8 protein-coding genes and 1 pseudogene are annotated in these 14,708 nt (G+C 42.9%); 4 read left to right on the top strand and 5 right to left on the bottom strand.

Going from position 1 to position 14,708, the window contains the following annotated elements:
- Positions 1-79 precede the first annotated feature (79 nt).
- Positions 80-1,408 carry a CitMHS family transporter gene (locus EO126_RS01585; protein WP_006555800.1) on the top strand — a complete coding sequence of 443 codons (1,329 nt, stop codon included), beginning with the start codon at positions 80-82 and terminating at the stop codon, positions 1,406-1,408.
- Positions 1,409-1,536: 128 nt separating this feature from the next.
- On the opposite strand, the gene EO126_RS01580 is transcribed toward EO126_RS01585, so the two are convergent.
- Positions 1,537-1,998, bottom strand: a complete 462-nt coding sequence (locus EO126_RS01580) for a hypothetical protein (protein WP_006555801.1) — start codon at positions 1,996-1,998, stop codon at positions 1,537-1,539.
- A gap of 5 nt (positions 1,999-2,003) precedes the next feature.
- Positions 2,004-2,933 (bottom strand): LysR family transcriptional regulator, encoded by a 930-nt coding sequence (locus EO126_RS01575; RefSeq protein WP_006555802.1) that lies wholly within the window; start codon positions 2,931-2,933, stop codon positions 2,004-2,006.
- 620 nt (positions 2,934-3,553) lie between these two features.
- Here EO126_RS01575 and nifJ point away from each other — a divergent pair.
- Entirely contained in the window at positions 3,554-7,084 is a 3,531-nt protein-coding gene (nifJ, locus tag EO126_RS01570) for a pyruvate:ferredoxin (flavodoxin) oxidoreductase (RefSeq protein WP_006555803.1), read from the top strand.
- A 221-nt stretch (positions 7,085-7,305) separates the two neighbouring features.
- On the opposite strand, the pseudogene EO126_RS01565 reads toward nifJ, so the two are convergent.
- A pseudogene (locus EO126_RS01565) lies at positions 7,306-7,659 on the bottom strand (P-II family nitrogen regulator).
- An 80-nt stretch (positions 7,660-7,739) separates the two neighbouring features.
- Positions 7,740-9,014 carry an ammonium transporter gene (locus tag EO126_RS01560; protein ID WP_006555805.1) on the bottom strand — a complete coding sequence of 425 codons (1,275 nt, stop codon included), beginning with the start codon at positions 9,012-9,014 and terminating at the stop codon, positions 7,740-7,742.
- Between the two features lie 322 nt (positions 9,015-9,336).
- On the opposite strand from EO126_RS01560, the gene EO126_RS01555 reads away from it, so the two are divergent.
- Complete coding sequence (locus tag EO126_RS01555; protein WP_127007151.1) at positions 9,337-10,878, top strand: WG repeat-containing protein; 1,542 nt, start codon at positions 9,337-9,339, stop codon at positions 10,876-10,878.
- A gap of 123 nt (positions 10,879-11,001) precedes the next feature.
- Here EO126_RS01555 and putP read toward each other — a convergent pair whose 3' ends face one another.
- Positions 11,002-12,483 carry a sodium/proline symporter PutP gene (gene putP / locus EO126_RS01550; protein ID WP_127007149.1) on the bottom strand — a complete coding sequence of 494 codons (1,482 nt, stop codon included), beginning with the start codon at positions 12,481-12,483 and terminating at the stop codon, positions 11,002-11,004.
- Between the two features lie 321 nt (positions 12,484-12,804).
- On the opposite strand from putP, the gene recQ reads away from it, so the two are divergent.
- The gene (gene recQ / locus EO126_RS01545; RefSeq protein ID WP_127007147.1) at positions 12,805-14,655 is read left to right on the top strand and encodes a DNA helicase RecQ; all 1,851 of its coding nucleotides are present in this window, start codon (positions 12,805-12,807) and stop codon (positions 14,653-14,655) included.
- Positions 14,656-14,708 lie beyond the last annotated feature (53 nt).

Raw genomic sequence — 14,708 nt, 5'->3', positions numbered from 1 at the left:
GAGTTGTCAAAAGCATTATATATTGTAATATGATAATTTTCTCATTTATTTTGTTACATGTGTAAAGGAGGATTTTCTCATGTTTTTAGGTTTTCTTGGCTTATTGATGATTGTTATCATCGTTTGGGCCTTAATCCAATCTAAAACAAATCCGGTGCCGATTTTCGTAATCGTACCGATTATTGCGGCAGTTATTGCCGGTTTCGGTCCTGAGGACATTTTTAAATTTATCCAAACCGGTGTTTCTAAAACCTGGTCTACAGCGGTATTATTTATTTTCTCTATCGTATACTTCTCTTTAATGAGTGACGTAGGTTTATTCGATCCGATGGTTAACTACTTGGCTAAAAAAGCCGGTAACAACATTATGTTGGTAACCATTGCTACGGCTATGATTGCCGTAATCGGTCACTTGGATGGCGCTTTGGCTTCCACATTGTTAATCACAATCCCTGCTATGTTGCCAATCTATAAGAAATTGCACATCCGTCCGGTTGTATTGGTTTGTATCATCGGTGCTGCTATGAGTATCATGAACTTGGTACCATGGGGTGGTCCGGTAGCTCGTACAGGCGTTGTATTGAACGCTGATGTTAATGCTTTGTGGCAGGACTTGATTCCATTGCAAGGCGTTGGTCTCGTAATCTTGTTGGTATTTGCCACTTACATGGGTATGGTTGAAAAACGCCGCGGTGCAGGTCTTAATCCTACCGGCGAAGCTGCTTTGCTTGATTCTTCCATCGTTCCGGCTGACAGCAATGCAACAACTGCTGATATCGAAGCTATGAAACGCCCTAAATTGTTATGGTTTAACGGTATTTTAACATTAATTGTTATTTTATTACTCTGCTTCACGAAGATTCCTTTGTACGGTGCCTTCATGTTCGGTTTGGCTATTGCCTTAATCGTTAACTTCCCAGGCGCTAAAGCTCAGGCTAAAGCTATTAAAATGCATGCCGATACAGCTTTGACAATGCCTATGATTTTGTTGGCTTCCGGTGTATTCCTCGGTGTATTGAGCGGTACTAAAATGATGGACAATATGGCCAGCATGTTGATCGCTCTTGTACCTGATTTCTTAGGACCACATTTGCAGACTGTATTCGGTATCTTCGGTGTACCTATCGGTATGTTACTCGGTACTGACTCCTACTTCTTCGGCTTGGTACCATTGGCTATCAGCGTAGGTCAGAAATTCGGTGTAAACCCTCAAGATATGGCTATGGCTATGTTGATTTCCAAAAACTACGGTGTATTGGTAACTCCACATGCGGCAACTACATTCTTAGCTTGCGGCTTGGCCGGTATTGAAATTAAAGATATGTTGAAATTCTGTGCTCCACGTCTTTTCGTAATGTCCTTAATTTCCTTGGCTTGCGGCGCGATGTTAGGTTTATTCCACATCTAAGCCGACGGTTTACGGTGAGGAATTATTAATAAAAACATAATATAATGCATATAAAAACGACGCCGCTCCTTCGGGAGCGGCGTCGTTTTAGTTTTATTATCGGCACTTAATCAGTGAGGTGTGAGTGATTAAGGCGTTTTGTCATTAAAAATGCTTTCGCCCGGTTGTAACGGGTTAGGGACATTTTGGGGATTGCTGTTAAAATCTTTAAGTGACGGTTTTTCGGGAGCAGCTTGCGGTACGGTGATTTCCGGATGAATCCACTCCAACTGCATGAGGCGCCATTGGAGATTATTGATTTCTTTGCGCAAGGTCCAAATATCTTTTTCTGCCTCTTTTAGTCGAGCTGCGTGAGCATTACTGATATGTTCCAGATTGGTGATGCGATAGTCGAAACTGTCCATATCACTCATATTATATTGACCGTATACCCGTGTGGCCAATTCATCGATTTGCGCCTGCTGATAGGCGATATAGCCGGCCATGGCAATAATGATAAGCCAAAGCCAAAAGGTTGTGCTTTTTACCAAACGGCGCAAATGATTACTGAGATTTTTCAATCGTTGGGGGCGAGGTCGTTCCTCACTCATGGCGCTTATTTCCCTTCGCTCACAACAGAACCGCTTGGTAACGGTAATTTAGCCGTTACAAAGTCAAGCCATAAGCGGGAAGCGTGAGACAAGTAGTGACCTTTTTTCCAAATTACATATAAGGTGTGAGTAATTTCCGGACGAACCAACGGACGTACCACTACGCTGGTGCCGACTTTTGTGTTTTCACCTTTGGTAGGGCAGAGGCGGCTAGGCAATAAAGCAATGGCCAAATGAGCACCTACAGTTTGTAACATGAGGTCGCGTTGGCTGGTTTCGAATACGATGTGCGGTTGGAAACCGGCATGTTTACAAGATTTAACAACTTCATCATGAAGATTGAAGTCGTCTTTATGAAGTACGAAGGATTCTTCGGATAACATATCAAGGGAAATTTCTTTTTCCTTAGCGAGCGGGTTATCGCGCGGTAAGATTACGCACAATGGATCGCTGGTGAGGTAGAAGGATTCAAATTCCTTAGGATTTGGTTTTGTACAAATGATACCGATGTCGATGAGGCCTTCTTGGACGCTGAGTTCGATTTTCTTGGAGCCGTGTTCATATAATTCCAATTCAATCTGCGGATAGGCGCGTTTGAATTCGCCTAAAAGCTGTGCAAAGATCGGTGCATCCGTAATTGGTGGTAAACCGATGAGGATAGAGCCTTGCTCTAAACGGAATTCGTTCTCAAAATCAACCTTTAAATGTTCAAACATGAAAACAACGCGTTTAGCATGGGTTAAGAAAATAGTACCGCCGTCAGTTAATTCTACGGACTTGGCATTACGCATGAAAAGAACAACGCCTAATTCGTCTTCTAAGGCCTTAATAGTACGGCTGATGGCGGATTGGGAAATATGCAGATTGCGAGCTGCCTTACTGAAACTTTTTTGATCAGCTACTTCTACAAAGTACTTTAAATGATGAAAATCCATAATACACCTCGACTAGTTAAATAATATATGAAAAACTCGAAACTGCTTTTCAAGAATGCGTTACGGTCATACCTTTCGTCTTAAAGGGACCAAAAGGGGATAAAAAAGTTCTTATTGAAAAGCATTCGCAATATTGAGAACCTATGAAAAAATATCAAGTCAACATCTCATAATTAGCAAACCGGATATGCCTGTTTGAGTTGCTATATACACTATATAATTGTATAATTGAAGCATGAGGCTATATCGATTTGTTATTTTAGGAATGAAATAAGTCCTCCAAATGCAAAAGAGTTTTAATAACTATTATATTATTACATTTTTGCAAGATAGGCAATGCTTTTACGAAAATTACAACAAAGAATGCATTAAATTTAACGTCCTTTGTTGCTTGCAATGTAGAAGCAATGCGATTTGAAAGCGATTTGCCAATATGTATGTCAAAAATTTATATGCGGTATAAAATCCTATAGTGTATTCAATATACTATAGGGTCTTCACGTGCTTATAAGGATAATATAGACATAGATATGCGCTAGGTGCGGGGGAATTTGTTCCTGAGATAATAAGGGTAAGCAAGTGTAAAACTCATTCTTAATGCTTAAGGAGGCTTTTTTAACATGCGTAAAATGAAAACTATGGACGGCAACCAGGCTGCGGCTCACGTTGCATACGGTTTTACTGAAGTAGCAGCGATTTACCCAATCACTCCGTCTTCTCCAATGCCGGAACACGTTGATGACTGGGCTGCAACAGGTCGTAAAAACATTTTCGGCCATACAGTACAGGTTGTAGAAATGCAATCTGAAGCCGGTGCTGCCGCTGCTGTACACGGTTCCTTACAAGCAGGTGCTTTAACAACTACATTCACTTCCTCTCAAGGTTTATTGTTAATGCTCCCTAACTTGTACAAAGTAGCCGGTGAATTATTACCTGGCGTATTCCATGTAGCAGCTCGTGCTCTTGCTGCACACGCATTGGCCATTTTTGGTGACCACCAGGACGTTATGGCGTCTCGTGCCGCAGGTTGTGCAATGCTTTCCGAAGCATCCGTACAGGAAGTTATGGACCTTTCTCCTGTAGCTCACTTGACAGCTATTAAAACTCGCGTACCATTCATCAACTTCTTCGATGGTTTCCGTACTTCTCATGAAATTCAGAAAATTGAAGTTCTTGACTATGACGAATTAAAACCATTAGTAGATATGGAAGCAGTTGAAGAATTCCGTAAACGCGCTTTAAATCCTGATGCTCCTGTAACTCGCGGTACTGCTGAAAACCCTGATATTTACTTCCAGCATCGCGAAGCTTCCAACCCATTCTACCTTGAAGTTCCAAACGTAGTAGAACATTACATGGCTGAAATCAACAAAATTACCGGCCGTAACTATCAGTTGTTCAACTACACCGGTGCTCCTGATGCTACCGACGTTATCGTAGCTATGGGTTCCAGCTGCCAGGTAGTAGAAGAAACTGTTGACTACTTGAACAAACAAGGTCGCAAAGTTGGTTTGGTAACAGTGCACTTGTTCCGTCCATTCGCTACCGATCGTTTCGTAGCTGCTTTGCCTAAGACAGTAGAACGCATTGCTGTATTAGACCGCACTAAAGAACCTGGTGCTTTGGCTGAACCTTTATTCCTCGACGTACAGGCTGCTTTAGTACAGAACGATATCAATGCTAAAGTATATGGCGGTCGTTATGGTTTGAGCTCCAAAGACGTTATCCCTGCAGATATCGTATCTGTATTCGATAACATGCTTGCTGATGCTCCTAAACGTTTCTTCACTTTGGGTATCGAAGATGACGTAACCAACTTGTCCTTGAAACGTGCTGAAGGCGTATCCATTACTGCAGAAGGTTTAACCGGTTGCAAATTCTGGGGCTTCGGTTCTGACGGTACTGTAGGTGCCAACAAATCCGCTATCAAAATCATCGGTGACTACACTGATATGTATGCTCAAGCATACTTCGATTATGACTCCAAAAAATCCGGTGGCGTAACGATGTCTCACCTTCGTTTCGGTAAGACTCCAATCAACAAACCTTACCTCGTAACAGAACCTGAATTCATCGCTTGTCATCGTCAGTCCTATGTTCATGAATATGACCTTCTTCGCGGTATCAAAAAAGGCGGTACATTCCTCTTGAACTGTACTTGGACTCCTGAAGAATTAGAAGAAAAATTACCTGCAAAACTTCGCCGTACCATTGCTGAAAAAGAATTAAACTTCTACATCATCAATGCTGCTGAAATTGCTCGTGAAATCGGCTTAGGCGGCCGTATCAACATGATTTGTCAGGCTGCATTCTTCAAATTGACAAACATCATCCCTGTAGATAAAGCAATTGAATACCTTAAAGACTCCGTAGAAAAAACTTACGGTAAAAAAGGTCAGAACGTTGTTGACATGAACAATGCCGCAATCGACAAAGGCGTTGGCGCTCTTGTTAAAATCGACGTTCCTGCATCTTGGAAAGACGCTGTTGACAACGGTGCTAAAGAAGTTAAACCTGGTTGCCAGTCTTGCCCAAGCTATGTAGAAAACATTGCTAACCCTGTAAATGCTCAAGCAGGTTATGATTTACCTGTAAGTACTTTCACCGGTTTCGAAGACGGTACTTTACCTGCAGGTACTGCTGCTTATGAAAAACGTGGTGCTGCTCTCTTTGTTCCACACTGGATCAAAGAAAACTGTATCCAATGTAACCAATGTGCGTTCGTATGTCCGCACGCAACTATCCGTCCTGTATTGGCAACAGCTGAAGAAGTAGCTGCCGGTCCCGACAACTTTGAAGCAATCCCTGCTTTAGGTGCTAAAGATCTTCAATTCCGTATTGCTGTATCTCCACTTGACTGCTTAGGTTGCTCCAACTGTGTAAATATCTGTCCTTCCCCTAAAGGCAAAGCTATTGAAATGCGTCCTATCGACGGCGAAATGGAATTTGCTGAAACTTGGGATTATGCAGTTAAATTACCTAAGAAAACTAACCCAATGAAGAAAGAAACTGTTAAAGGCAGCCAGTTCGAAACTCCACTTCTCGAGTTCTCCGGCGCTTGCGCAGGTTGTGGTGAAACTCCATATGCTCGTTTGATTACTCAATTGTTCGGTGACCGTATGGTTATTGCCAATGCAACCGGTTGTTCCTCTATCTGGGGTGCTTCCATGCCTGCATCTCCATACACTACTAACCAGGAAGGCTTCGGTCCTGCATGGGCTAACTCCTTGTTCGAAGACAACGCTGAATACGGCTATGGTATGTTAGTTGGTGCTAACAAAGTTCGCGCTCAGTTGGCTGAAACAGCTCAGGTTGTTGCTGAAAATGCAGCTCCAAGCTTGAAAGAAGCTATTGAAAACTGGGTAGCTGCTAAAGACCAGGGCGAAGGTTCCCGTGAACGCGTTGCCGCTTTAGTTAAAGAATTGGAAGCTGCTGAACAGACTCCTGAAGTTAAAGAAATGTTAGCTAAGAAACAATACTTAGTAAAACGTTCCCAATGGATCTTCGGTGGTGACGGTTGGGCATATGATATCGGTTTCGGTGGTCTTGACCATGTATTGGCATCCGGCGAAGATATCAACGTATTCGTATTCGATACCGAAGTTTACTCCAACACCGGCGGTCAGTCTTCTAAATCCACTCATACAGCAGCTGTAGCTCAGTTCGCTGCCAGCGGTAAACGTACTAAGAAGAAAGACCTTGGCATGATGGCTATGTCTTATGGCTATGTATATGTAGCTCAAGTATCCATGGGTGCTGATAAGAACCAGTTGATGAAAGCTATTACCGAAGCTGAAGCATATCCAGGTCCATCCTTGATCATTGCTTACGCTCCATGTATCAACCATGGTATTAAAGGCGGTATGGGTAACGCTCAGGAAGAACAGCGCCGTGCAGTTGCAGCAGGTTACTGGGATCTCTATCGTTACAACCCAGCTCTTAAAGAAGCAGGTAAAAACCCATTCAGCTTGGATTCCAAAGAACCAACTGAAAGCTTCCACGATTTCTTAATGAACGAAGTTCGTTATGCATCCTTGAAGAAAGCTGCTCCTGAAATGGCTGAAGAATTGTTCGCTAAAACTGAACGTGACGCTATCGAACGTCGTAAGAGCTATGTACGTCTTCAGAAAGGTTTTGACGAAGTACAATAATTCAAAACAGCATATAGGTATTGAGACTGTTACAACTACAATGTAGAGTGTAAAATTACCTTAACAGGTAATCAGTCTCGACCTATATTATAAAAAAAGGCCCTTCGGGGCCTTTTTTCTTATACCAATATAACAAGAATGCGGCTTGAAGATACCTAAGTGTCCTCAAGCCGCATTCTTGGTTTTAGGGGGATTTTGTTACAGCCCATTTTCTCCATATACTATACTTCATCATCAGTTACAGCTTTTGTTCCGCGTGTACCGGTTCGAATCCGCATAGAATCTTCCACATCATATACAAAAATCTTACCGTCGCCGACTTCACCGGTTTGCAAAGTATCACGAGCCGTATTCATAACAAGATCAACCGGTATATCACATACAACTGTTTCTACTTTTACCATAGGTACTAAATTTACAGCATATTCTTTCCCACGATATACTTCTGTATGTCCTTTTTGTTATCCGCATCCAAATACTTGAGAGACCGTCATACCTTGAACACCTATGCGATTTAAAGCTATTTTTAAATCTTCTAATTGTTCTGCTCGAGCAATTATATCTACTTTTTTCATCCGTTTCACGCTATCACATCCTTTGTATTTTAATCAACACTAATGTATAGGTTGTAAAATCTGTTTTCATTAAAACCCTTCTATACTAATGAATGGTGATTAGACGTTATAAAACGGCCACTGCTCTTAAATTCAGATTGATTATACGCTTCTTCACCATGCTCACTAATATCAACTCCTAAAGATTCAGCGCCAATGCTGACACGCATATCCATAAAGAGACTAATTACTTTAAAAATGACAACCGTGCCAATAACAGAAAAAATAACAGCTGCAGCGATAGAAATTAATTGAGGCAGCAATAAATTGCCACCATAGAATAAACCGTTGGCACCATCCGGATTCACCGTAACCGTAGCAAATGAACCGGTCGCAATAGCTCCCCGTATATCTCCTATGCCATGAATACCAAAAGCATCAAGGGAATCATCATAGCCAAGTTTATTCTTCAAAATGGCTACAGCCGCATAACAACAGACAGCGCCAATTAAGCCAACAAAAATAGCAGCTACAGGGGTTACAAAACCGGCTGCCGGTGTGATAGCAACAAGGCCGGATACACCACCGGATACAGTGCCCAATACAGTAGGTTTCCCACGATGATACCGTTCTGCCAATACCCAATCGACAATGCCTATAGCCGCCGAGATTTGAGTTGTTAACAGGGCATTCGCTGCTAATGAACCGGCTCCGAGAGCAGAGCCCGCATTAAAGCCGAACCAACCGAACCATAATATGGCACCGCCGAGGACTGTCATTGGTAAATGATGAGGTAGCATGGGCATGTGCCCATAACCGCGACGCCGACCTAATAATAAGCAAAGTACGAGACCGGATACACCGGATAATACATGAATAACAAGACCACCGGCAAAGTCGAGAGCCCCTAATTTTGCAAGGAAGCCACCGCCCCATACCCAATGGGCCATAGTGTTATAAATTAGTAAGGACCAAATAACGGCAAATATGACAAACGGTGCAAAACGCATTCGCCCTGTAATTGAACCACTCATAATAGCCGGCGTAATAATAGCAAACATACATTGGAATGCAATAAATGCCATTTCCGGAATATTCGCGCTTTCCATAACATTATTTTCAGTACCGGTAAGTCCTATTTTATTAAGATTGCCAATGATACCGTCAACATCGTTGCCAAAAATTAATGGGTATCCTATAAGCATAAACTCCACGGAAATCACACCAATTAAAAAGAAGCTCTGCATAATTGTATTAAGTACATTTTTACTTCGCTCCATACCTCCATAAAATAAGGCGAGTCCCGGCATCATAAAGAACACTAGGGTTGCCGACACGAGCACCCATGCCGTATTTCCTGTATCACTACTTATCATAATAGACTCCTTTCATAAACAAAAAGCGCCTAGTTTCAGAATCATCTGAAAACTAGACGCCGTTACCTGACTATTTTATTTGTAAGCTTACACGTACATACTATATCAAGTGTTAATATATGTCAATAGACTTTATAGAATATAAAGTTCTATTTGGCTGGCCTTTTTTGCCTTATAATTACGATGATGAGTGACAGCCGGAAATGGGGTGGGACTGTATTATAAGAGTGATAGCTTATATTGCTAATTTGAATGGCACGTCATATAATATGAGTAACTAACAAGTGAAGTGGGTAGTTGATGTTTGTTGGGAGGTAGTTTAATGAAAGTTTCGAAGCGAACAAAAACATGGATCGTAGCAGCCGTTTGTACATTCTGTTTAGGTTTTGGTTCGAGTCAAGCGACCATAACCGATACGGTAAATTATTTGCCGGCCACGGTAGTACTCAGTGATGAGGTTACCTACGTGAATGACGGCGGGCTTTGGCCGACTCTAAGAAATGACGGTGTAGCACGGGCAGACAGTGCCGTAAAAGGGGAAGATGCCAATGTAACCGTTAACCGGGCCCTTGCCATTGTGCAAACCAAGGAAGGGTATGGACTGCTCGACTCGAAAGGGGCGTATGTGGTGCAACCTGCTTATAAAACGGTGAACAGTGCGAACCGCGGCCATGAATTGGTATTCAGTAATCCGAAAGATAAAGATAAGGGTGTAGGCGTGAAATTAGATGCCCCTATGATTAAGCGTCAAGGCTATGCCTCCGATTTATATTTCCCGTTTAAGGATGAAAGTACCAAGCGATATGGCTTTAAAAATGTAAATGATCAAATCGTGATTGCACCAAAGTATAAAGATGTGGTGGTTTCATTCAGCGAAGATCGGGCGTTTGTTAAAACAGAAAAGGGCCAAATTGTCGGTATTGACGGTACGGGCAGTGAACTCTTTACGGTGGCAGCCGATTATGTATCACCATATAATGACGGTTTAGCGCAAATAGAACGTCAAGCATCCGGTTTTAATCTATTCGGAGGCTTCGGTGGTCTTGCCATTGGCGGTATTTTTGGCGGCGGTGACAGCGGACTTGGTATCGGCATCGGCGTTGGTCATGGCCACGGCGGTTATTTGGGCTGGGGCGATTATGACGATGGTTTTTACGGCTTTGGTGGCGTTGCAGTGGCCAGGGACAAAGTAAAGCGTGGTTATATCGATCGTGACGGCCGCACTGTAGTGGACAGTAAACTTGATTATGTGTATCCTATGATGCCATTCGGTACCATTATCGAAAACGACAATCAGTTGGCTGTGGTTGATAAAAAGGGGAATTTCCTTATTCCGTTTGGTGATTATACGTTTGAAGGCATTAATCTTTCCGATTCATACATTGCGCTTAAGAATAAATATACGGAAAAACGCGGTGTCCTTAATTATTTGACGAATAAGAATGTATTGCCGTTTATTTATGACGGTATCGATTTTATGAACGACAGCTATATTGTGGCTACGGCAGCTGACGGTAAGCACGTTTATAAAATGGAACCGACTCGTAAGGAAATGTTTAGTTTATCTAGAGGAGCTAAGCATACTTTTTACGGTTCCGAAGGCTTTGCCTGGGTTACCGGTGACTCCTTGTTAGGCGACGGTTTTACAGGGTATAAAATTATCGATAAAGACGGTAAAGTCGTATTTGAAGCCAAGGATATTAAGATTCAGGCGGTATCTAATTTTGCCGATGAATTTTCAGCCGTAAAAGTGGGCGGTAAATGGGGGATTATGAATGTAGAAGGTCAATGGCTCGTTGAACCGATCTACAAAGATATTCAGTTTATTGTTCCTACCGGCGAAAATATCATGATATTCCGTTAAATTTAAAAATCATTGTTAGCATAGATAAAGCGTAGATAAAATAAAAAAGCTGAGGCATTTGCCTCAGCTTTTTGCTGTTATTGAGTACCATAGTTTAATAAAGACTACAGATTTTATTTATTTTTATAAGATATGCATACGTTGTGCTTCGTCAAACTCATCGGTAATTTCTTTCGAAGGCGGATTATCTAAAAGACTTACCACATAAATGGCGATGAGGGAGAAGAGGAAGCCCGGTACGATTTCGTAAATACCGAACCAGCCGAATTGTTTCCAAATAAGCACTGTCAAGCCGCCCACAACGATACCGGCTACACAACCTTTTAAGGTCATACGGCGCCAGAAGAGGGAGAGCAAAATGGCAGGGCCGAAAGCGGCACCAAAACCGGCCCAAGCATAGGCTACCATGGTTAAAATGTAACTGTTCGGATCGAGGGCCAGCCATAAAGCAATGGCGGAAATAACGAGAACCGTAATACGGCTGATAAGTACCAATTCTTGATCGCTGGTGCGATGACCGACGATGTTTTTATACAAATCTTGGGAAACGGAAGACGCAGTTACCAATAATTGACCGGAAGCGGTACTCATGATGGCCGCCAATACGGCGGACCATACAAGGCCGGCTATAAATGGTGGGAAGAGTTTTTCGTTCATAACGAGGAATACTTTTTCCACATCGGCACCGGTGAGCGGAGTACTGAGGAATACTTTACCTACGAGCCCGACCATAACGGCGGCTACGAGGGAAATAACAACCCAAACCATGGCGATGTTGGTGGCCTTTTTTAGTTCACGGGCATCGGAGATAGCCATGAACCGCACCAAAATGTGCGGTTGTCCGAAATAGCCGAGCCCCCAAGCTACGGAAGAAATAATGCCGATAACCAAGGTATAGGTGTCGGCTTCGGGGCCCCAGATAGAAAGTCCTTGCGGAAATTCCGTGGCGATTAAATGAGCCGTATTGACCGGACCGTTCATAGTAAAAGCGGCTGCGGTAGGAATTAACAAAATTGCAAAGAACATCATGGTGCCCTGAATAAAGTCGGTCCAACTTACGGCTAAGAAACCACCGAGGAAGGTGTAGAAAATAACAACGCCCGCTGTAATGAGAAGGGATATATGATAATCAAGTCCGAAAATAGTGGTAAAGAGTTTACCGCCGGCCACAAATCCCGATGATGTGTATATTAAGAAGAAAATAATTATAAAAATAGCAGATACAATCGGTAAGATTCGTGATGTGTCGCGGAAACGATTTTTCAAATAGTCCGGAATGGTTAAACTGTTATTGGCCACTTCCGTATGGTTGCGTAAGCGCTTTGATACAAAGGCCCAGTTCAGCCCGGTACCGCCGGCGAGGCCGATGGCAATCCAGATAGCGGAAATCCCCGTGCTGTAGGCAAAACCCGGTAAGCCCATGAGCATCCAACCGCTCATATCGGAAGCCTCCGCACTCATGGAAGTGATCCACGGGCCGAGCTTACGACCTCCTAAAATATAATCACTCAGATTACGTGACTTTCGATAATAATAAATGCCGATGTACATCATCAAACCCAGATAGATGGCAAAGGCGAGAATAATCGAGAATTGATTGTGCATACTTGGATGCACCCCCCTTTCGTAATAATAGATTCTTTTATTTTAGCATAAAAATACAGTTTCTACTATATTAAAAACACCACTATAATCAAAGTTCTATAGAAATATTACCTGAAAAACTTGGCATACAATGGTGAAAAAGGGCAAGCGAACATTTGGAGAAATTCGGGCGGATGTTTTTTTACTAACAAGTGTGTATTTTTAGTAAAAAAGAAGCTATTTTTATCAAAATACGAAACCTCCGGGGGAGGTGTGTTTTTGCCAAAAAAATGGTAAAATAATATAATATGATAATTCGGATTGGAAAGGATGTGAACGGATATGGCTCATAAATCGGCGGAGACGGCATTGGCCCATTTCTTTGGCTATACTTCGTTCCGACCGGCCCAGGAAGTACCGGTAGCATCTCTGTTGGCCAATAAGGATGTGTTGGCCATTATGCCGACCGGTGCGGGCAAATCGATTTGTTTTCAAATCCCGGCTATTTTAAAACGCGGTTTGACCATCGTGTTTTCACCGTTAATATCCTTAATGCAGGATCAGGTAGATGGTCTGCGCATGCAGAAAATTCCGGCTGCTTATTTGAACAGTTCTCAAGATAAGGATGAGTCAATCAATGTAATGAGGGCTTTACGGGCCGGACGAGTTAAAATCTTATATTTGGCGCCGGAACGACTCGGTTCGGAATGGTTCCGTAATTTCCTTAAAGAACTGCCTATCGATCAAGTAATCATTGATGAAGCTCACTGCGTCTCACAATGGGGTCATGACTTCAGACCGTCGTATCAGCTCATAGCACCGTTCATTGCCGAGTTACCGCGAAGACCGGTTATCGGAGCTTTTACCGCCAGTGCCACGCGTGAAGTGGAAAACGATATGAAGCACTTGCTGGGACTTACGAATGCCACCGTTCATGTGACGGGTTTTGACCGGCCTAATTTATCCTTTGAAGTGGTGCAGCCTCAGAATAAATTGACTTATGTGTTACAGTTTGTAGCCGACCGTGATGCTGAAAACGGCATTATTTACTGTGCTACCCGCAAAGACGTGGAAATGGTATATGGGGAATTGGCCAAACGAGGTGTTGAAGTCGGTTATTATCACGCCGGTTTGAGTGACGATATACGAAAGATTCAGCAGGAACGCTATGCTTACGATAAAGTGCGCGTCATGGTGGCCACCAGTGCTTTCGGCATGGGGATTGATAAAAGTAATGTGCGTTATGTATTGCATTATCAGATGCCGCGCAATATGGAAAGCTACTACCAAGAGGCGGGGCGTGCGGGCCGTGACGGGGCCCCGTCAAAATGTGTGCTCCTCTATAGCGGTCGTGATGTGATGATCCACAAATATTTAATCAATGAATCGGTACATGAACCGGAGCGTCGCCGTATTGAAATGAGTAAATTGCAGCAGATGATTAACTACTGTTTTACGTCTGATTGTTTGCGAAAATATATGCTCAACTACTTCGGTGAAACCGTGACTTGGACATGCTGCGATAATTGCGGCTCCTGTCAACATAAAGGTTCGCTCCGTGATTTAACGGAGGAAGCAAAAGCGATTTTTAAGGCTGTCATCGATACGGAAGAACGATACGGGACGGCTATGATTACGGATATTGTGGCAGGGAATCGTACGGACCGCATTGTCCGTTACGGTTATGATCGGCTGCCTGTATTCGGTCGTTTGGAGGATATGGATGACCGAGAAATAAAAGGCCTCATTCGTCAATTTACTTCGCTCGGCTATTTGGACTGTGCTACCGGTAAATATCCGATTTTAAGCATTACGCCGGCCGGTGAAGCGGTGTTGGACGGCAGAGCCAAAGTGACGGAAGTACGACGTGAACTTGTTAAAGTTCGCCCCGATGGTCCGCGTCAGAGCAGTAATAAACAACGTTTTGGACACAATGGCGCCACTGCCGGAATGAAGCGAAGGGCTTCCAATAAACCTAATTTGTTTGAGGCTTTGCGTCAACATCGCAAAGAACTCAGTGAGCAAATGAAAGTGCCGCCGTATTTGATTTTTCCGGACACGGTACTTATTGATATGGCGTCCATGAGACCGCAAACATTAGCGGATTTATATAAAATTAAAGGCATCGGTGAAGCCAAATTGCAGCGCTTCGGTCTGTCTTTTTTGAAAGTAATCAGTTCTTTTAGAGACTAAGCTATAAAAACCTACATACTTATATTATTTGTTTGATATTATATATTCGTTTC

Origin of the sequence: Veillonella seminalis (assembly GCF_003992065.1) — a bacterium.
In the GTDB taxonomy this organism is placed as follows: domain Bacteria; phylum Bacillota; class Negativicutes; order Veillonellales; family Veillonellaceae; genus Veillonella_A; species Veillonella_A seminalis.
The sequence above is the reverse complement of the archived record's forward strand: the minus strand, read 5'-3'. Positions and strand labels throughout refer to the sequence as shown.